The sequence below is a fragment of the Burkholderia sp. AU30280 genome (genome assembly GCF_020420125.1).
Classification (GTDB): domain Bacteria; phylum Pseudomonadota; class Gammaproteobacteria; order Burkholderiales; family Burkholderiaceae; genus Burkholderia.
In genome coordinates this window covers 23,744-42,948 of the sequence record NZ_JAIZRY010000009.1, presented here as the reverse complement: position 1 = coordinate 42,948, position 19,205 = coordinate 23,744, and the positions used below count along the sequence as shown (strand labels likewise).

Here is a 19,205-nt window from a genome sequence, read left to right as displayed (position 1 = left end):
AAGGGCTGTGGTTTTCGACGGTGAGGGTGCCCGCGTGGCCGCACGGCAATGCCGGAACGGGCGTGGATAACCGCCGTTGCAGACACTCGAAGCCCTGTGTATTTCAATGGTGAGCGTGAGCCCGCGATTGTGCCGCATGCGCGTTCGGGTGTGTATGCCCGGCCCCTAAACCACTCGCGTCCCGGCGTATTTCCGCGGTGAGTGCGGGCCCGCGATCGTGGCGCACGCGAGTAACCGCGCGCCTGTCCGGACGATCAACCTCGCGTGTTTCAACGGTGAATGCGATCCGGCGATTGCCCGGCATGCGTGTTCCGGCACGCCTTTCCGGCCGACAAACCCGCTTGCGGCCCTGAGTATTCGAGCACCGAAGGCGAGCCGTGGATCGATGCAATACCTCCCCATCGATGTGGATATCCACGGTTCAAACCCACTCGCCGCGCTGTGCATTTCAACGGTGAGCGTCGAGGCAAGCGCGGGACGCATGCCGTCAACGGTGTGGACATCCCGGCTTCCACGCCACTCGAAACGCTGTGCAATCGAACGGTGAGCGCGCGAGCCCCGTCGGCCGAGGGGCGCGGCATTGTGGACATCCCGCCCCACCGACCAATCGCAATGCTGTGCATTTCATCGGTGAGGCTCACCGCATCGAGCCGCTGAAACCCTTGTCACACGGAGCGCGAGCGCCATCCGCCACCTGCCCGGGCCACCGTCGGGCAGCCACGTGTTTCCCCGGCAGACGACCCACCGGTCCCGACACGTCGCCCATCCCGCCCGGCCGCCGTGCGCGAAAACTCTCTCAAATCCTGGCAAAAAGCTGCGCAGTTTTTCTCACTGAGGGCCCGCCCGAGCAAGATGAGAAAAAACATTCTCGGCTGCGCGCGAAAAAATAGAGCCATTCGCTGCCGCCGGTCACGCGTCGTCCGACGCCCCACCGAGCAGCCCAGAACAACACGATCCGGAGACATCCCCCATGACCGCCCGCTTGCCCATCGACGGCACGCCTGCCCTGTCCGACTACCGCCTGACCGACAACCTGACCGCGACGCGCGGCCGGATCTTCCTGACCGGCACGCAGGCGCTGGTCCGCCTGCTGCTGATGCAGCGCACGGTCGACACCGAACAGGGGCTCAACACGGCCGGCTTCGTCAGCGGCTATCGCGGTTCGCCGCTCGGCATGGTCGACCAGCAGCTGTGGAAGGCGAAGAAACTGCTCGACGCCGGCGGCGTGCGCTTCCTGCCCGCGATCAACGAGGAACTCGGCGGCACGGCCGTGCTCGGCACGCAGCGGGTCGAGGCCGATCCCGAGCGCACGGTCGAGGGCGTGTATGCGATGTGGTACGGCAAGGGCCCGGGCGTCGATCGCGCGGGCGACGCGCTGAAGCACGGCAACGCGTACGGTTCGTCGCCGCATGGCGGCGTGCTGGTCGTCGCGGGCGACGACCACGGCTGCGTGTCGTCGTCGATGCCGCACCAGAGCGACTTCGCGATGATCGCGTGGCACATGCCGGTCGTGAACCCGGCGAACATCGCCGACATGCTCGAATTCGGCCTGTACGGCTGGGCGCTGTCGCGCTACTCGGGCGCGTGGGTCGGTTTCAAGGCGATTTCCGAAACGGTCGAATCGGGCTCGACCGTCGACCTCGACGCATTGCAGACGCAGTGGCCGGCGCCGGAAGGCTACACGCCGCCGGCGGGCGGCCTGCACAATCGCTGGCCCGACCTGCCGAGCCTCACGATCGAGGCGCGCCTCGCCGCGAAGCTCGACGCGGTGCGTCATTTCGCGCGCACCAACAGCATCGACAAGTGGATCGCGCCGAGCGCGCGGGCAAACGTCGGCATCGTGACCTGCGGCAAGGCGCACCTCGACCTGATGGAGGCGCTGCGCCGCCTCGACCTGACGGTGGCCGACCTCGACGCGGCCGGCGTGCGGATCTACAAGGTCGGCCTGTCGTATCCGCTCGAGATGACGCGCATCGAAACCTTCGTCGAAGGCTTGTCGGAAGTGCTCGTCATCGAGGAGAAGGGCCCGGTGATCGAGCAGCAGATCAAGGACTACCTGTACAACCGCACGGAAGGCGCGCGCCCGCGCGTGCTCGGCAAGCATGACGCCGCCGGCGCCTGCCTGCTGTCCGAGCTTGGTGAGCTGCGCCCGTCGCGCATCCTGCCGGTGTTCGCCGACTGGCTCGCGCGCCACAAGCCGGCGCTCGACCGCCGCGAGCGCGTCGTCGATCTCGTCGCGCCGCAGATCCTGTCGAACGAGGCGGACGCGGTGAAGCGCACGCCGTACTTCTGCTCGGGCTGCCCGCACAACACGTCGACGAAGGTGCCGGAAGGCTCGATCGCGCAGGCCGGCATCGGCTGCCACTTCATGGCGTCGTGGATGGAGCGCGACACGACCGGGCTGATCCAGATGGGCGGCGAGGGCGTCGACTGGGCCGCGCACGCGATGTTCACCAACACGAAGCACGTGTTCCAGAACCTCGGCGACGGCACCTACTTCCACTCGGGCATCCTCGCGATCCGCCAGGCCGTGGCCGCGAAAGCGAACATCACGTACAAGATCCTCTACAACGACGCGGTCGCGATGACGGGCGGCCAGCCGGTCGACGGCAGCATCTCGGTGCCGCAGATCGCGCGGCAGGTCGAGGCGGAAGGCGTGTCGCGCTTCGTCGTCGTGTCCGACGAACCGGAGAAGTACGACGGCCATCACGGGCTGTTCCCGAAGGGCACGACGTTCCATCACCGCAGCGAGCTCGACGCGGTGCAGCGCGAGCTGCGCGAGACGCCGGGCGTCACCGTGCTGATCTACGACCAGACCTGCGCGGCCGAGAAGCGCCGCCGCCGCAAGAAGGGCGAATTCCCCGATCCGGACAAGCGCCTGTTCATCAACGACGCGGTGTGCGAAGGCTGTGGCGATTGCGGCGTGCAGTCGAACTGCCTGTCGGTCGAGCCGCTGGAGACGCCGCTCGGCCGCAAGCGCCGCATCGACCAGTCGTCGTGCAACAAGGACTATTCGTGCGTGAACGGCTTCTGCCCGAGCTTCGTGACGGTCGAAGGCGCGGCGCTGAAGAAGGCCGCCGGCGCCGCGTTCGACGAAGCCGCGCTCGCCGCGCGCGTCGACGCGCTGCCGGTGCCGGCCACGCATCTCGACGCGGCGCCGTTCGACATGCTCGTGACGGGCGTCGGCGGCACGGGCGTCGTGACGGTCGGCGCGCTGATCAGCATGGCCGCGCACCTCGAAGGCAAGAGCGCGTCGGTGCTCGACTTCATGGGCTTCGCGCAGAAGGGCGGCTCGGTGCTGTCGTTCGTGCGGATCGCATCGAGCGACCGGTGGCTGAACCAGGTGCGTATCGACACGCAGCAGGCCGACGTGCTGCTCGCGTGCGACATGGTGGTCGGCGCGAGCGCCGAGGCGCTGCAGACGGTGCGTCACGAGCGTTCGCGGATCGTCGTCAACACGCACCGGATCCCGAACGCGTCGTTCGTGCAGAACCCCGACGCGAACCTGCATGCGGATGCGCTGCTCGAGAAGATGCGTCACGCGGCCGGCGACGGCTACCTGTCGAGCTGCGACGCGCAGGCGCTCGCCGCGAAGTTCCTCGGCGACTCGATCGGCGCGAACATCCTGATGCTCGGCTACGCGTGGCAGCTCGGCCTCGTGCCGGTGTCGCTCGCCGCGATGATGCGCGCGATCGAGCTGAACAACGTCGCGGTGCCGATGAACAAGCTCGCGTTCTCGATCGGCCGGATGGCGGCCGGCGACGCGGCGGGCCTCGATGCGTTGTGGAACGCGCGTCACGCGGTGGCCACACACGCCGCACCGGAAACGCTTGCCGAACTGATCGCCGATCGCGAGGCGCGTCTCGATGCGTACGGCGGCGCACGCTATGTCGAACGCTACCGTGCGCTCGTGAACGCGGCGCGCGCGAAGGGCGACGATGCGCTGACGCGTGCGGTCGCGACGACGTTCTACCGGCTGCTCGCGGTGAAGGACGAATACGAGGTCGCGCGGCTTTACACGGACGAGGCATTCCGCACCGCGCTTGAAGCGCAGTTCGAAGGCGTGCCGGGGCAGGCTTATCGCGTGAAGTTCAACCTGGCGCCGCCGACGGTCGCGAAGGCCGGCCGCGACGGCAGCGCGCCGAAGAAGCGCGTGTTCGGCCAGTGGATGTGGCCGGTGTTCGGCATGCTGGCGCGCGTGCGCAGCCTGCGCGGTACGTGGCTCGATCCGTTCGGCCGTACCGTCGAGCGCAAGATGGAGCGTGCGCTCGCCGACGACTACGAGACGACGCTCACGCGTGCGCTCGCCGCGACGACCGCCGGCAATGCGGCGCAGGTCACGCAACTGGCCGACCTGCACGCCCGCGTGCGCGGCTTCGGGCACGTGAAGGTGCGCAACCTGGCCGGCGTGAAGCGCGCGGAGCGCGAGCTTGCACTGCAGCTCGGCATCGAAGCGGCGACGAGCGCGGCCGTGCAGCACGCGCTCGACGAGATGAAGGGCGCGGGGATGCTGAAGGGGATTCCGGTCGTCGTCGCGAAGTGACGCGAACGCGGGCGGAAGTGAAAACGGCGACGCGTGTGCGTCGCCGTTTTTGATGGGGCGGCGGCTGCGCAAAGGCAGTGGCCGGCCGTTTAGAGAATGCCTTTCTTGCGCGTCGACAGCGCGGTCTCCGACAGGTCGATCTCGCGGAGCAGCTTCGTCAGCGTCTCGTCGGAAATCCTGCTTTCGCTGCGCAGCCGATAAAGCGCGGAGCGTTCCGCGCGCACGGCCGCGATCCGCATCTGCAGTTCCATCGTTTCGGCCTGCTTCGCTTCCGCGCGCGGCGTGGGGCCGTCCTCGGCGAGCGTCGCGAGGCGGCGGCGGTACTGGTCCATCACGCGTGCGGAGATATCCGCGCAGCGCGCGGCGCCCGATTCGTCGAGATCGGCCGAGATCGCGTCGTGCGACGAGTCGATCGCACGGATCGCGGCCTGCGCGGCGGCCGCGCGTGCGGCGCGTTCCTCGTCGCCGAGCGGGCTGCGCGACGAACGCACGCCGCGCAGCAGCAGCGGCAGGCCGATCACCGCGACGACGAGCGAGCCGAGGATCACGGCCGATGCCACGAAGATCGCCGTGTCGCGGCCCGGCAGCGGCACGCCGTCGGACAGCGCGACCGGAATCGACAGCACGCCGGCGAGCGTGACCGCGCCGCGCACGCCGCCGACCGTCATCACCGCGATCGTGCGCACGCCGGCCATCGTGCCCGCGAGGCCCTGGCGCGCGGCGCGACGGCTTGCGAACCAGCGCAGCAGCCAGACCCACAGGAAGCGGATCGCATACAGCGCGAGCATCATCGCGCAGACGTTGAAGATCATCCGGCCGACGAGTGCGTCGCTCGTGTGGTGCGCGTCGACGAGCGTGCGGCCGATGATGTGCGGCAACTGCAGCCCGAGCATGATGAACACCATGCCGTTGAACACGAACTCGATCATCGCCCACGTGCTTTCGGCGCGCACGCGCGACGCGACGGTGCTTTTGCGCGAGAAGCTCGTGTAATTCATCATCATCCCGGCCGACACGGCCGCCAGCACGCCCGACAGGTCGAGGTGCTCGGCGAACAGGTAGGCCGCGAACGGCACGAGCAGCGTCATCACGATGCCGGGGGCCGGATCGCCTTCCTGCTCGGCGTTCAGGAAGCGCGTCGACAGCGCACTGAAGGCCCACGATACGATCGCGCCCGTCGCGAGCCCGCCGGCCGCGACGATCACGAACGTGACCGAGGCGTCGCGCAGCGAGAACATGCCCGTCAGCGCGGCCGCGATCGCGAATTTCAGTGCGACGAGGCCCGACGCGTCGTTCATCAGCGCCTCGCCTTCGAGGATGTGCATCAGCTGCGGCGGGATTCGACCCTTGCCGGCGATGCCCGACAGCGCGACCGCGTCGGTCGGCGACAGCACGGCCGCGAGCGCGAACGCGATCGGCAGCGGCAACTCGGGTATCAGCCAGTGCGCGAAGTAGCCCACTGCGAGTACCGTCATGAACACGAGCCCGAATGCGAGCATCAGGATCGCGCGGCGCTGCAGGTACAGCTCGCGCTTCGGAATCCGCCAGCCGTCCGCGAACAGCAGCGGCGGAATGAACAGCAGCATGAAGATTTCGGGATCGAACGTGACGTGCAGGTTCAGCTTCGGCCACGCGAGCATCGCGCCGAACGCGATCTGCATCAGCGGCAACGGCAGCTGGAACGGCAGGATGCGCGTGACGGCGCCGGACAGCGCAACGGTCAGCAGCAGGATCAGGACGGTGAAGACGATTTCCATCGATACGGCGAATACGGGGAATGAAACGATCGTACGGAGTGTAGCGTGACAGCGTGACGGGTGCGTTCGAGCGGCCGGTGCGCGCGCACGAAAATGGTGCGCGAGACATGCGCCGCGTTGGTGCGGCAGCACGGCGCAAGCGGTGCTGCGCACGGGTTGCCCGCGCCTTGCACGGAGCTTGCTTGATGTTGGCCAGCCGTCCGGCGTCGACCGGGCAACCGAGGGTCCAACCATGACATTGCACGCGCCGTTCGCTTCGTCGGACGCCGCGTTCGAAGGCACTACCAGGAGGAAGGCATGACGATCGTGCAACAGGAGCGTCCGGCCGCCGCGTCGCCGTACCGCTTCGAGCGGGAAGTGAGTTCCGGCCTCGAACGTCTGGCGACGCAGCACCGCGACCTGACGCTCACGACCGTGTTCCAGCCGATTTTCAGCCTGTCGCACCAGCGCGCGGTGGGCTACGAGGCGCTGCTGCGCGCGCACGATGCACTCGACCGCGCCGTGTCGCCGCTCGACGTGTTCGGCGAAGCCGCGCGCCAGGGCGAGCTGCTGCAGCTCGACCGGCTCGCGCAGGCGCTGCATCTCGAGAACTTCATGCTGCTCGGCGCCGAGCGCGAGTGGCTGTTCCTCAACGTCCATCCGGGCGTGCTTACCGACCCGTTCCAGGCGGCCGCGCTGCTCGCGAACCTGAAGCGGCTCGGCATGCCGCCGCGCCGCATCGTGCTCGAAGTGCTCGAACAGCGCGCGGAAGACGTCGAGCGGCTCGCCGAGGCCGTGCGTGAATTCCGCACGCACGGTTTCCTGATCGCGCTCGACGATTTCGGCGCGGGCCATTCGAATCTCGAGCGGATCTGGCAACTGAACCCCGACATCGTGAAGCTCGACCGGATCATGCTGTCGCACGCGGCGCACCGTACCGGGCTCACCGCGATCCTGCACGGGCTCGTGACGCTGCTGCACGAGGCCGGCAAGCTGGTGCTCGTCGAGGGCATCGAGACCGAACACGAGGCGCAGATCGCGCTGTCATGCGAGGCCGATTTCGTGCAGGGCTACTACTTCGGCCGGCCGGCGCCGGGGCTGCCCGACAGCGCGGCCGCGACGGGCTGCATCGGCGAGCTGACCGAGCGTTTCCGGCAGCAGACCGACGCGCGCGAGCGGCGCGATGCGCAGCGGCTCGCGCCTTACCTGCGCGCGTTCGAGCGTGCGGCCGAGCGTCTCGCGGCCGGCGAGCCGCTCGACGAGGTGTGCTGGAACTTCCTTGCGCTCGACTCGGCCGCGCGCTGCTTCCTGCTCGACGCGCACGGCCGCCAGTCGGGCCGCAACGTCGTGCTGCGCGCCGACCGTGCGCTCGCCGAGGCGCGCTTTTCGCCGCTGGCGGACGCGCAGGGCGCGAACTGGCTGCGCCGGCCGTATTTCCGCTCGGCGATCGCCGAGCCGGGGCGCGTGCAGGTCACGCGGCCGTACCTGTCGATCAACGAGGCGCAGCCATGCGTGACGCTGTCGGTGGCCGTGCGCGTCGGCGATGCGCAGCGCGTGCTGTGCGGCGATATCGACTGGGGTGACGACGAAGCGGACGCCGGCTAGCGCCGCAAGCGGCAGACGGCAGACGGCAGACGGCAGACGGCGAGTGGGGCGAGTGGGGCGGGCCGGCCGTTGCGTTCGCCGCGAGCTTCCCCGACAATGGCCCGACCGCGGCCATCGTGACCGCGAGCGCGCCGTCCCGGGGGCCACCATGGCGGCGAATAACAAGGAAAACACAATGAAAAGACCGATTTCGCTGACCATTCTCGCGTGGATCATCATCGTGACCAACGCGATAACGTGCGTCTATACGCCATTCACGATCGGCATGCCGACCACCCAGGCGCTGCTGTCGCACTACCTGCTGCCCGTCTGGGCGACGCTCGGCATCAGCGTGATTCTCGAAGTCGTGAACGTCGTGATCGGCATCGCGATCCTCAAGGGCCGCGAATGGTCCCGCAAGACCTACATCGCGATCTCCGTGTTCAGCTTCGCGTTCTCGTTCGTCAACATGCCGGCGTCGATGTATGCGGTGCTGATTCCGGGCGTCCTGCTGTTCGCGCTGTTCGTCTACCTGATGTTCCGGCGCCCCGCGACCGCGTATTTCCAGGCGAACGCATGAGCTTCGCGCGCAACGCCATCGCGATCGGGCTGTTCGCGCTCGCGGGCATGTGCGTGATCACTGCGCAGATGATGGCGTTCATGAAGCTCGGCCATACGGGGGCGATGTTCGTGTTCGTCACCGTGCTGTGCGTGTTGTCGGCCGTGCTCCTGGCCGTGGGCGCGTTCGCCGGCGCGTTCCGGCCACGCGCGCGCGGCGCGGGCATCGCGCTCCTCATCGCGACCGCGACCACCGCGTTCGGGATGATCGGCTGGGCGACGATGCTGATGGCGCCGGGGATCGTCGACGTATTGCAGCAGCAAGGCGTGGACATGAACGTGCGGATGTTCCGGGTCGTGCCCGGCGCCGCGGTGACCGGCCTGTCCGCGCTCGTCGGCGTGTGGCTCGCGCGCCGCGGCTGACGGTGCGACCGACGGCGCCGCGGCCGGCACGCTGGCGTCCGTCACGCGGCTCGGCTAGGATGCGCGAATTGTCCTGACGATTCGCGGGCCGCCCATGAACCGAAACGCCGCCTCTTCCATTCTCCTCGAAGTGATCGCCACGACCGTCGGCGATGCCAGGGCCGCCGCCCGGGCGGGCGCCGACCGCCTCGAACTCGTGACCGCCATCACCGAAGGCGGGCTGACGCCGAGTGTCGGCCTGATCGAAGCCGTCGTGGCCGCCGTGCCGATTCCCGTCAACGTGATCGTGCGATCGCACAGCCGGTCGTTCGTGTACGACGCCGACGACTTGCGCGTGATCGAGCGCGACGTGCGTGCAGCCGTCGCGGCCGGGGCGAACGGCGTCGTGTTCGGCGCACTCGACGCGCGCGGCGACGTCGATCTCGACGCACTGGCCCGCATCGCGGCCGCGGCGGACGGCCGCGCGCTGACGTTCCACCGCGCCTTCGACGTGTCGCGCGACCTCAACGCCGCATTCGACGCGCTGTTGCGCGTGCCGGCCGTCACGTCGGTGCTGACGTCGGGCGGCCATCCGTCGGTGCTCGACGCGGCCGCGACGATCACGCGGCTGGTGCGGCAGGCGGCGGGCTCGACCTGCACGGTGCTGGCCGGCTCGGGGCTCACGATCGATGCGGTCGGCGATTTTGTCCGCGCCACGGGCGTGCGCGCGGTGCATTTCGGTTCGGGCGTGCGGCCGCGCGGCGAGGTGCTCGCGCCGGTCGATCAGCAACTCGTCGAGCGCGTGCGCGCGGCGATCGACGGCGCGGCGGCACACGTGTGACGCACTCGGCGGCCTGCAGGCCGCCGCCGCACGCACCGACACCACCCACCGGGACACCAGCCGGGAGAGAGGGCCCAATGACGGACGCGACGCACGATCCGCAGGACCGCGCAACCGATGACAGCGCGCCGGGCTGGGACGCGATCGACGGCGCGCTCGCGCGCGTCTATCCGGGGCAGGCGCCGAAGCACTACGCCACGCTGCTCAAGTGGCGGCTCGGCGGCCGCGATCCGCTCGACGGGATCAGCGTGTGGAGGCGCGCGGAACCCGTGCCGCACTGGCATTTCGTCACGTACGGGCTCTCCGAACTGTATGCGAAGGAATCGGAGGATCCGGCCGTCAGCGGCTTCGGATTCGAGCTGACGATGCGAGTCGCCCGCGGCGGCGCCGACGAAGCACCGCCGAACTGGGTGTTCAGCTTCCTGCAGAACCTCGCGCGCTACGTATTCCAGAGCGGCAACGCGTTCGACGACGGCCACTGGATGACGGCCAACGGCCCGATTGCGCTCGATACCGGTACGCAGCTCTGCTCGATGGGTTTCGCGTTCGATCCGGAACTGCCGGCGATCGATACGCCGCACGGCAGCCTGGCGTTCCTGCAGATCGTCGGGCTGACGCTCGACGAGGAGCGCGCCGCGAAGCGCTGGCGCACGCGCGCACTGCTCGACACGCTGCTGCCGCACATGCCGCTATGGGTGACCGATCTCGGCCGCGCATCGCTGCTCGAGCGCGCGGACGTGCGCGCCGAGGTCGACGCCGGTACGCAGCGCGACGGCTCGTCGAGCGGCTACCTGTTCACCGACGTGCTCCGATGGGAAACCCGCAAGCGGCTGCTGCGTGCGCCCGTGATCGAGATTACCGTCGGCGCACGACAGGTCGACGAACTCGTCACGCTGCTGCCGCTGCGGTTGCCGTTCGACCGGCCGTTCGGCCTGGTCGGCCATGACGGCGCGGTGCGGTTCGTGCGCGGCGATGCGAATGGCGTGACCGACGAGGACGGCACGCTGACGCTGCGGCTCACGGATGCGACCGTGCAGGCGCTGGCGCGCACACTGCAGCCGCGCGCCGGCGAGTATGCGCTCGACGGTCTCGACGGCGTGCGCTGGCGCGTGGAGAAGACCGTGATCCGCGATGCACAGGGCAACGCGGTGCAGACGATCGGATGACGCGCGTCGGCGCGCGGGCGGCCCGTCGCGTATTGCGTACGAACCAGGTAAAAAAGCCGGGACCTATCCCGGCTTTTTCATGCGGCGGAACGAATCCGCCGTGCGTTGAGCTTACGCGTTCGCCGACATCGCGTCTGCATCGCTCGAACGGATGCCGAGGCGCTCGAACAGCGCCCGGTCCTTCTGCGACTGCGGGTTGCTCGTCGTCAGCAGCTGGTCGCCGTAGAACATCGAGTTCGCGCCGGCGAGGAAGCACAGCGCCTGCAGCCCGTCGTCGAGCTGCTCGCGGCCGGCCGACAGGCGCACGACGGCCTTCGGCATCGTGATCCGCGCGACCGCGATCGTGCGCACGAATTCGAACGGGTCGAGCGGTGCGGTGCCTTCGAGCGGCGTGCCTTCGATCGCGACGAGGTTGTTGATCGGCACCGAATCCGGATACGGGTTCAGGTTCGCGAGCTGCGAGATCAGGCCCGCGCGTTCGCGGCGCGATTCGCCCATCCCGATGATGCCGCCGCAGCACACGTTGATGCCCGCGTCACGCACGCGATCGAGCGTGTCGAGGCGATCCTGGTAGGTGCGCGTCGAGATGACCTGGCCGTAGAACTCCGGCGACGTGTCGAGGTTGTGGTTGTAGTAGTCGAGGCCCGCGTTCGCGAGTTCCTGCGCCTGCTCGTCCTCCAGCATGCCGAGCGTCATGCAGGTCTCGAGGCCGAGTTCCTTCACGCCGCGCACCATCTCGGTCAGCGCCGGCATGTGGCGCTCCTTCGGGTTGCGCCATGCGGCGCCCATGCAGAAGCGGCTCGCGCCGTTCGCCTTCGCCGCGCGTGCGGCGTCGAGCACCACGTCGACGTCCATCAGCTTCTCGGCCTTCAGGCCCGTGTCGTGGTGCGACGACTGCGAGCAGTAGCCGCAATCTTCCTCGCAGCCGCCCGTCTTGATCGACAGCAGCGTCGACAACTGCACCGCATTCGCGTCGAAGTGTTCGCGGTGCACCTGCTGCGCGCGGAAGATCAGGTCGTTGAACGGCAGCTCGAACAGCGCGACGACGTCGGCGACGCGCCAGCGCGGCGAGGCCGGAGCGGCCACGGGAATCGCGTCGGGTTGCACGGTGGCGGCAGTCTGGGCTTGGGTCATATCGTTTTCCTGTCCTGGTCGGGGATGAGGGATCGGAGGATCTGTTTTCGATTGGGTCAAGGCTGCGCGGCGCGCAGCGTCTCGACGAGCGCGGCGATGTCGAGCATCGCCGCGGCGGATTCGGGGGCGGCCGGACGCAGGTGCGGAATGCGGCCGAGCAGCGGCGCGCCGTGCTCGCGGGCGAGCCAGTCGCGCATCGTCGCGATGTTTTCGTCGGGGAACGACATGGCCGGGTCGACGTGGTTCGCGACCCAGCCGGCGAGCTTAAGGCCGCGCGCGGCAATCGCGTCGGCGGTCAACAGCGCGTGGTTGATGCAGCCGAGCCGCACGCCGACCACGAGCACGACCGGCACGCCGAGCGAAACCGCGAGATCGGCCATGTCCTGCGTGTCGTTCATCGGCACGCGAAAGCCGCCGGCGCCTTCGACGACGACGATATCCGCGCGCGCCAGCGCTTCGCGATGGCACGCGACGATCGTGTCGATGTCGAGCGTCACGCCTTCCTGCGCGGCGACGATATGCGGCGCGGCCGGTGCTTTCAGCAGGAACGGCGTGCGCAGCTCGGGCGGCAGCACGACGTTCGCGGCCGCGTCGAGCTGGTCGGCGTCCTCGTTGCGCCACACGCCGTCGCGCTCATACGCGCCGGCCGCGACGGGCTTCAGCGCGGCCGCGCGCAGGCCGTGCCGCGCGAAGCCGTGCAGCATCGCGGCCGACACGAAGGTCTTGCCGATTTCGGTGTCGGTGCCGGTGACGAACAGCGAGAGCGGGGCGGTCATGCCGCGGCCTCCTGCGGAACCGCGTCAACGGAGGCGGCAGCGCCCTCGCCGGCTTCGATCAGCGCCGCTTCGAGCCGCGCGAGATCGTCGAACGAATGCGCGGCCGACAGCGACACGCGCAGCCGCGACGTGCCGGCGGGCACCGTCGGCGGACGGATCGCGGGCACCCACAGGCCGTGCGCGTCGAGCGCGCGCATTGCCGCGAGCGTCGCGTCGTTGCTGCCGATCACGAGCGGTTGCACGGCCGTGTGCGAATCGACCGGTTGCCAGCGCGTGTTGCGCAGCAGCGCGCGCGTGCGTTCGATCAGCGCGGCGAGATGCGCGCGTCGCGCGTCGCCTTCGTCGCCCGCGATCACTTTCAGGCTGGCCGATACCGCGTGCGCGACGGCCGGCGGCGCGGCCGTCGTGAAGATGTAGCTGCGCGCGCGCTGGATCATCCATTCGATCACGGTCTCGTGCGCGATCACGAATGCGCCCGCGACGCCGGCGGCCTTGCCGAGCGTGCCGACGTACACGAGATGCGGGGAGCGCAGCGCGGCGGCCGCGAGTGCGCCGCGGCCCTGCGGGCCGAGCACGCCGAAGCCGTGCGCATCGTCGACGACGAGCCATGCGCCGTGGCGTTCGGCCAGTGCGACGAGTTCGGCGAGCGGCGCGAGATCGCCGTCCATGCTGAACACGGTGTCGCTGACGATCAGCTTCGTTTCGGCCTCCGATGCATCGAGCAGCGCGGCGAGCGCGGCCGTGTCCGCATGCGGATAGACCTGGACGTTCGCGCGCGACAGCCGCATGCCGTCGATCAGCGACGCGTGGTTCAGCGCGTCGGAGAAGATCGTGGCGCCCTTGCCGGCGAGCGCCATCATCGCGGCAAGGTTCGCCATGTAGCCGGTGCTGAAGTACAGCGCGCGCGGCGCGTCGGAGAAGCCGCCCGAGAAGGCTGCGAGTTCTTCCTCGAGCGTCGCGTGCGCACGCGAATGGCCGCCGAGCAGGTGCGAGCCGCCGCTGCCGGCGCCGTAGCGCCGCGCGCCTTCGGCGAACGCGGCGACGAGCGCCGGGTGCGCGGCGAGGCCGAGATAGTCGTTGCTCGCGAAGCCGATGATCTTGCGACCGTCGACGGTCATGCGCGCATCGCACGCGGTGTCGGCGGTGCGGCGCACGCGGCGCAGCCCTTGCGCGTCGAGATCGGCGAGGCCGCGCCGCAGGTGATCGAGCAGAGGGTTCGTCATCCAATGATCTCCGCGAGCGTTGCATCGAGCGTGTCGCGCGTGCGTTGCGCGAGCCACGCGATGTCGTCGTCGCTCATCACGTACGGCGGCATCAGGTACACGGTCGTGCCGATCGGGCGCAGCAGCAGCTCGCGTTCCAGCGCGCGTTCGAAAAAGCGCCGCGAGAAGCCGCGCGCCGCGTCGCCGTCGAGCGCGACGTCGAACGCGAACAGCGTGCCGCGCTCGCGCAGGTGGCGCACCTGCGGGTGCGCATCGAGCGGCGCGAGCGCCGCGCGCATCGTGGCCGACTTGCGGGCGTTGGCCGCGAGCACGTCGTCGCGGGCGAACAGGTCGAGCGTCGCGACCGCCGCGCGGCACGCGAGCGGGTTGCCGGTGTACGAATGCGAGTGCAGGAAGCCGCGCGTCGTGTCGTCGTCGTAGAACGCGGCGAACACGTCGTCGCGCGTGAGCACGAGCGACAGCGGCAGGTAGCCGCCGCTGATGCCTTTCGACAGGCAAAGGAAATCGGGCCAGACACCGGCCTGCTCGCACGCGAAGAAGGTGCCGGTGCGGCCGCAGCCGACCGCGATCTCGTCGGCGATCAGGTGCACGCCGAATTCGTCGCACAGCGCGCGCAGCCCGCGTACGTACGACGGATCGTGCATCGCCATGCCGGCCGCGCATTGCACGAGCGGCTCGACGATCAGCGCGGCGATCCGCTCGCCGCGTTCGACGAACAGGCGCCGCACGTCCGCAAGCGCGCGGCCCGCGACGTCGGCGGCCGTTTCGCCGGCCAGCGCGCCGCGTGCGTCGGGTGATGCGACGACATGCGCGTGGCGGATCAGCGGGTCGTACGCGTCCTTGAACAGCGCGACGTCGGTCACGCCGAGCGCGCCGATCGTCTCGCCGTGATAGCTGTTCGCGACGCAGACGAATTCCTGCTTGTTCGCGCGGCCGCGGTTGCGCCACGCGTGGAAGCTCATCTTCAGCGCGATCTCGACCGCCGACGCCCCATCCGACGCGAAGAACGCATGGCCGAGCGTGCGCGCGGTGAGTGCGTGCAGCCGCTCCGCGAGCTCGATCGCGGGCTCGTGCGTGCAGCCGGCGAGCATCGCGTGCTCGAGCGTGTCGAGCTGGTCCTTCAGCGCCGCGTTGATGTCCGGGTTCGCATGACCGAACAGGTTGACCCACCACGAGCTGATCGCGTCGAAGTAGCGGCGGCCGTCACGGTCGTACAGCCACAGGCCCGCGCCACGCGCGACGGGGATGAGCGGCAGGCGCTCGTGATGCTTCATCTGGGTGCAGGGATGCCAGACCGCGCGCAGGCTGCGCGCGACCCAGTCGTCGGTGGCTGGCGTACTCAAGGCGGCTCCGGGGGATAAAACGGCCGCGCGGCATCGATGGGATGCCGCGCGGCGAGACACGAAACGCGCTGAGATTAGCGTGTTCCGCGACCCGTTGCACTACCGGTTACAAACGCCGCAAAGCCTTGCCGGGCGGGAGTTCGGCGCAGATCGGGGCGGCTCGTGACGGTACGGTTCAGATGTCCCGAAATGACCGCAGATGACGACGTTCGAGTGAGCCCCCCCAACCGAAAAAAATCGTGGGCCGGGCGGGGCGGCGGGGTGAAAAATCGGAGGGCGAAGGCGGGTGGCGGGGAATGATGTGGCCCCCACGTGAGCGGATCGCGTTTGACGGCAAGCGGGGACGGAGAGAACGCGAGCGTGGGGTTGCGACACGGCGCATTCATGCCGGCGTGCGTGCCGTGCCACGTGTGCGACATCCGCCGCGAACGCTGCGCGCAGCGACGAACGGGAGGCGGGGAGGAGAACGAAAAACGGCGGCGAAGGCCGCCGCTCGTCAACGCGAAGCCAGCGCCGGCGTACCGGTGTCGCGTGCGTTGCTGTCGTCGTTGTCGGCCGTCTGCGTCGTGTTCCACACGACGCGGTCGTTGACCGCGTACAGCCGGCACGAACCGGCGCCCTGCTTCGCGCAGTTGTCGAGCGCGAGCGCCATCGGGTCGTCGCCGCCTTCGGCCCACGACCATGCGCCTTCCGACGACACCGCGAACGCACGGCTCGGATGCTGGTTCAGGAAGCGGCGATAGCCTTCGCGGCCGGCTTCGTCGACATACGGCACCGCGTCGACCGAGTCGATCGACGCATAGCCGCTCGCCTTCGGCTCGTGCGGGTTCGCGACCGCGTAGCGCACGGAAGTCGGCAGGTTCAGCTGCGCGAGGAACGCGTTGACGGCCGGCCACCACACGGGCACGCCGTCGCGGTCGACGATCAGCCGGTGCGCGTCGTCCTTGTAGCGGCCGAAATCGATGAACTGGGCCTGCGTGCCGTGCGAAACGTACGCGTCGTGCATTTGCGAGACGAGCCCGGGCGTCCACACCGAGTCGTTGTCGCCATACAGCCACAGCGACCGCACGGCCGTATGCGCGCCGTACTGGTCGAACGCGTCGACGAGGTTTTTCTGCCAGCCGTCGCAGAGATCCTGGCGCAGCCCGCCGGAGAAGTTGATGATGCCGCGCACGCCCGGTGCGGCTTCGGTGCCGTACGCGACCGATACGAGGCCGCCGTGCGACGTGCCGGCGACGACGATGCGCGACGCATCGACATACGGCTGGCGCGACATGTAGCGCACCGTCGCGTCGACGTCGGCCGCCTGCGCGAGGCCGTTCTTGCCGACGTTGCAGCCTTCCTGCTGGTACGTGCCGTCCGAGCCCGCGAAGCCCTGGCGGTTCGGCGCGATCACCGCATAGCCGCGGCGCACGAATTCGCGCGCGAACGCGAGCGGCCGGCTGCGCGGCTGCAGGTGGAGATCGCCGGTGTTCTTGCCGTGGTTGAAGACGACGAGCGGGAACGGGCCGGGGCCGTTCGGCTTGAAGAGCGTGGCCTCGAGCGTGACGGAGCCCGATGCGTCGGCCGGAATGCGGAGGATCTGTTCGTTCAGGTCGGCGGCGACCTGCGGCAGGTTCGAATCGCCGTAGTCGAAGCGTTCGGCGTGGGCGAGCGACCCGCTGGCGCCGGCACCCGTCCCCGTATCGGCGTTCGGCAGCGTACCGGCCTGAGCGGCCGACAGCGCGCAGGCCGCCATCCATCCCACCAAACCCTTGCTGAACGCCATTCGTAAGCCCTGCCATGCAACATGACCAATTCGAGGTCATCGTAGCCGGACAAAATGGGGTTGTGCAATGCGGGAATTACCCGGCGTCTGACATGGCAACTATTTGTCAGCGTTCACTTACTTCGCCGTCGACGTAGCGCCAGAAACCATGCTCGTCGCGCTCGAAACGGCTCGTCTCGTGAAGCCGGTAAGCGCGTCCGCCGACCTTGTAGCGGGCCACGAATTCGACCTCCGCGTGCCGTTCGTCGAGCGGCGCGTGGCGTTTGACCGCCAGCCCGAGCCAGCGCGGCGCGTCGGGCGCTTCGGGGTCGGTGTCGAGATCCGGCGGGCAGGTGCGCGCGGCCCAGGTCGCGCGCAGGTAGTCGGTCGCGCCGAGCACGTAGGCGCTGTACCGCGAGCGCATCAACTCGAGCGCGGTCGGCGCGGCTTCGCCGTCGTCGATGAAGCGGCCGCAGCAGGCCGCATAGCGGGGCGCCGGCGCTTTGTCGGCGGGAGCGGGGGACGCGCCGCCGCACGGGCACGCGTCAGGTCGGTTCAAAATCATGCGAAACGGGAATTAACGACGCAAGGTTGTCGGCTGCCTACCAGCTCAGCTCGATACCGTCGTACTGGAAGAAACGGCCGTTTGCCTGCGACACGTCGGCGCCGGATTCGGCGATCACGCGGCGCATGCCGGTCACGCTGGTTTCCGGATCGATCGCGGCCTGCGCGCCGCCCATGTCGGTGCGCACCCAGCCGGGATGCAGCGAGATGCACGCGGCGTGGCGCGTCTGCAGCGACGCGATGCGCAGCGCGTCGTTCAGCGCGGCCTTGCTCGCGCGGTACAGCCAGCCGGTCGTGCCGGTTGCCTCGGCGATGCTGCCCATCCGGCTCGACACGACGGCCAGTACGCCGCGCGCGTCCTCGACGAGCGGCAGCACGATCGGCAGCAGCTGCATCGGCCCGCGCACGTTCGTGTGCATCACCGCGTCGAAATCCTCGGCGGTGACCGTCTCGACGCCCTCGGTGCGCGGCCCGTACACACCCGACACCAGCACGGCCGCATCGAGCCGCTCGCCGTCGAGCTTCCAGCCGAGCGCCGCGATCTGCTCGGGCTGCGTGATGTCGAGCGCATGCGCATGCGCGCCGAGCGCGCGCAGCGCGTCGAGCGACGCGTCGTCGCGCGCGGTGGCGATCACGTTCCAGCCGTCGCGCCGGTATTGGCGGACGAATTCGCGGCCGAGGCCGCGCGATGCACCGACGATCAATACGGTTTTCATGTTCGCCGCTCCTTTGCAGTGCCGTGGTGACGGCGTCAGGTCAGTTCGATGGAGGTTGCCGCCGTTGCGTCGCAGCCGGCGCGGCTCGCGTGCTTACCCGGCGTCCGGGCAGGGCTTCAGGGTATCGACCACCGCCTGCGCGACTTCGTTCATTTGCGCGGCATCGGCGGCGACCATGTCGTTGTCCGGCGCATGCTTGCCGCCGGCGGTGAGCGCGGCCACGCAACGTTTGTAGGTCTCGTCGAGCGCGTCGAAGTTCGACACGGCCATCCCGAGGTTGCGCATCCGGCCGTCGTGCACGCCGTACACGAGCCCGTGCACGGTGAGCGACTGGCCGCGCGCCCACGCGTCGTTGACGATCGTCGTGCGGCAGACGTTGACGACCTGCTCGATCGCGTTCAGCTCGATCAGGCGGCGATAGCGCGCTTCGCCCACCGGCCATCCGTCGAGCAGCGCCGCGTGGCGCTCGCGCACGTCCTGCACGTGATGCAGCCAGTTGTCGGCGAGACCGACGCGGCGGTTGAGCAGCGCGGCGTTGACGCCCGAGCAGCCGTAGTGGCCGACGACCATGATGTGCTTCACGCGCAGGATGTCGACCGCGAACTGGATCACCGACAGGCAGTTCAGGTCGCTGTGCACGACCACGTTCGCGATATTGCGGTGGACGAACACTTCGCCCGGCGGCAGGCCGATGATCTGGTTCGCGGGCACGCGCGAATCCGAGCAGCCGATCCACAGGTATTCCGGCGCCTGCTGGTCGGCGAGGCGCGTGAAGAACTCGGGATCGTCGGCGAGCTGGCGCTTGACCCAGGCGTCGTTGTTGTCGAACAGGTGCGAGAGCGGGTTGACTGGGGTGTTCATCGGGTTGGATT

At 69.1% G+C, this 19,205-nt stretch carries 15 protein-coding genes; 6 read left to right on the top strand and 9 right to left on the bottom strand.

Annotated features, from left to right (window positions below; all coding sequences use genetic code 11):
- Positions 1–970 precede the first annotated feature (970 nt).
- Positions 971–4,543 carry an indolepyruvate ferredoxin oxidoreductase family protein gene (locus LGN17_RS21150; protein WP_226198518.1) on the top strand — a complete coding sequence of 1,191 codons (3,573 nt, stop codon included), beginning with the start codon at positions 971–973 and terminating at the stop codon, positions 4,541–4,543.
- Positions 4,544–4,632: 89 nt separating this feature from the next.
- Here the strand turns inward: LGN17_RS21150 and LGN17_RS21145 are convergent, their stop codons facing one another.
- On the bottom strand, positions 4,633–6,300 hold the full coding sequence (locus tag LGN17_RS21145) for a Na+/H+ antiporter (protein ID WP_226198517.1): 1,668 nt from the start codon (positions 6,298–6,300) through the stop codon (positions 4,633–4,635).
- Between the two features lie 297 nt (positions 6,301–6,597).
- On the opposite strand from LGN17_RS21145, the gene LGN17_RS21140 reads away from it, so the two are divergent.
- From LGN17_RS21140 to LGN17_RS21120, 5 genes are all read left to right on the top strand, one after another.
- Positions 6,598–7,884, top strand: a complete 1,287-nt coding sequence (locus tag LGN17_RS21140) for an EAL domain-containing protein (RefSeq protein ID WP_226198516.1) — start codon at positions 6,598–6,600, stop codon at positions 7,882–7,884.
- 175 nt (positions 7,885–8,059) lie between these two features.
- Positions 8,060–8,443 carry a hypothetical protein gene (locus tag LGN17_RS21135; RefSeq protein WP_226198515.1) on the top strand — a complete coding sequence of 128 codons (384 nt, stop codon included), beginning with the start codon at positions 8,060–8,062 and terminating at the stop codon, positions 8,441–8,443.
- Entirely contained in the window at positions 8,440–8,844 is a 405-nt protein-coding gene (locus tag LGN17_RS21130; RefSeq protein ID WP_226198514.1) for a hypothetical protein, read from the top strand. The genes LGN17_RS21135 and LGN17_RS21130 overlap by 4 nt, the downstream gene beginning before the upstream one ends.
- A gap of 94 nt (positions 8,845–8,938) precedes the next feature.
- Positions 8,939–9,664, top strand: a complete 726-nt coding sequence (locus tag LGN17_RS21125; RefSeq protein WP_226198513.1) for a copper homeostasis protein CutC — start codon at positions 8,939–8,941, stop codon at positions 9,662–9,664.
- Between the two features lie 77 nt (positions 9,665–9,741).
- On the top strand, positions 9,742–10,830 hold the full coding sequence (locus LGN17_RS21120) for a suppressor of fused domain protein (protein WP_226198512.1): 1,089 nt from the start codon (positions 9,742–9,744) through the stop codon (positions 10,828–10,830).
- A 111-nt stretch (positions 10,831–10,941) separates the two neighbouring features.
- Here LGN17_RS21120 and bioB read toward each other — a convergent pair whose 3' ends face one another.
- The 8 genes from bioB to can all read right to left on the bottom strand — a co-directional run bounded on the left by bioB (position 10,942) and on the right by can (position 19,194).
- Positions 10,942–11,964: a biotin synthase BioB gene (gene bioB, locus LGN17_RS21115; protein WP_226198511.1), complete on the bottom strand. Its 1,023-nt coding sequence runs from the start codon at positions 11,962–11,964 to the stop codon at positions 10,942–10,944.
- Positions 11,965–12,020: 56 nt separating this feature from the next.
- A complete protein-coding gene (gene bioD / locus LGN17_RS21110) occupies positions 12,021–12,740 on the bottom strand; it encodes a dethiobiotin synthase (RefSeq protein ID WP_226198510.1) in 720 nt (239 codons plus the stop codon).
- On the bottom strand, positions 12,737–13,963 hold the full coding sequence (gene bioF / locus LGN17_RS21105) for an 8-amino-7-oxononanoate synthase (RefSeq protein WP_226198509.1): 1,227 nt from the start codon (positions 13,961–13,963) through the stop codon (positions 12,737–12,739). The genes bioD and bioF overlap by 4 nt, the downstream gene beginning before the upstream one ends.
- On the bottom strand, positions 13,960–15,306 hold the full coding sequence (gene bioA / locus LGN17_RS21100) for an adenosylmethionine--8-amino-7-oxononanoate transaminase (RefSeq protein WP_175970757.1): 1,347 nt from the start codon (positions 15,304–15,306) through the stop codon (positions 13,960–13,962). Before bioA ends, bioF begins: the two co-directional genes overlap by 4 nt.
- 496 nt (positions 15,307–15,802) lie before the next feature.
- Complete coding sequence (locus tag LGN17_RS21095) at positions 15,803–17,074, bottom strand: dienelactone hydrolase family protein (RefSeq protein WP_226198508.1); 1,272 nt, start codon at positions 17,072–17,074, stop codon at positions 15,803–15,805.
- A 106-nt stretch (positions 17,075–17,180) separates the two neighbouring features.
- Positions 17,181–17,618, bottom strand: coding sequence for a YchJ family protein (locus LGN17_RS21090; protein WP_226198507.1), 438 nt, complete (start codon positions 17,616–17,618; stop codon positions 17,181–17,183).
- A gap of 37 nt (positions 17,619–17,655) precedes the next feature.
- Positions 17,656–18,333, bottom strand: coding sequence for an SDR family oxidoreductase (locus LGN17_RS21085; RefSeq protein WP_175970754.1), 678 nt, complete (start codon positions 18,331–18,333; stop codon positions 17,656–17,658).
- Between the two features lie 93 nt (positions 18,334–18,426).
- Complete coding sequence (can, locus tag LGN17_RS21080) at positions 18,427–19,194, bottom strand: carbonate dehydratase (RefSeq protein ID WP_175951391.1); 768 nt, start codon at positions 19,192–19,194, stop codon at positions 18,427–18,429.
- Positions 19,195–19,205 lie beyond the last annotated feature (11 nt).

What these genes read in the sequence shown, in the direction of transcription:
- LGN17_RS21150 (WP_226198518.1), top strand. Translation starts at nt 971, where the DNA reads ATGACCGCCCGCTTGCCCATCGACGGCACGCCTGCCCTGTCCGACTAC.
- bioD (WP_226198510.1), bottom strand. Translation starts at nt 12,740, where the DNA reads ATGACCGCCCCGCTCTCGCTGTTCGTCACCGGCACCGACACCGAAATC.
- LGN17_RS21130 (WP_226198514.1), top strand. Translation starts at nt 8,440, where the DNA reads ATGAGCTTCGCGCGCAACGCCATCGCGATCGGGCTGTTCGCGCTCGCG.
- LGN17_RS21140 (WP_226198516.1), top strand. Translation starts at nt 6,598, where the DNA reads ATGACGATCGTGCAACAGGAGCGTCCGGCCGCCGCGTCGCCGTACCGC.
- LGN17_RS21085 (WP_175970754.1), bottom strand. Translation starts at nt 18,333, where the DNA reads ATGAAAACCGTATTGATCGTCGGTGCATCGCGCGGCCTCGGCCGCGAA.
- bioB (WP_226198511.1), bottom strand. Translation starts at nt 11,964, where the DNA reads ATGACCCAAGCCCAGACTGCCGCCACCGTGCAACCCGACGCGATTCCC.
- LGN17_RS21120 (WP_226198512.1), top strand. Translation starts at nt 9,742, where the DNA reads ATGACGGACGCGACGCACGATCCGCAGGACCGCGCAACCGATGACAGC.
- LGN17_RS21125 (WP_226198513.1), top strand. Translation starts at nt 8,939, where the DNA reads ATGAACCGAAACGCCGCCTCTTCCATTCTCCTCGAAGTGATCGCCACG.
- LGN17_RS21135 (WP_226198515.1), top strand. Translation starts at nt 8,060, where the DNA reads ATGAAAAGACCGATTTCGCTGACCATTCTCGCGTGGATCATCATCGTG.
- bioF (WP_226198509.1), bottom strand. Translation starts at nt 13,963, where the DNA reads ATGACGAACCCTCTGCTCGATCACCTGCGGCGCGGCCTCGCCGATCTC.
- LGN17_RS21090 (WP_226198507.1), bottom strand. Translation starts at nt 17,618, where the DNA reads ATGATTTTGAACCGACCTGACGCGTGCCCGTGCGGCGGCGCGTCCCCC.
- can (WP_175951391.1), bottom strand. Translation starts at nt 19,194, where the DNA reads ATGAACACCCCAGTCAACCCGCTCTCGCACCTGTTCGACAACAACGAC.
- LGN17_RS21095 (WP_226198508.1), bottom strand. Translation starts at nt 17,074, where the DNA reads ATGGCGTTCAGCAAGGGTTTGGTGGGATGGATGGCGGCCTGCGCGCTG.
- LGN17_RS21145 (WP_226198517.1), bottom strand. Translation starts at nt 6,300, where the DNA reads ATGGAAATCGTCTTCACCGTCCTGATCCTGCTGCTGACCGTTGCGCTG.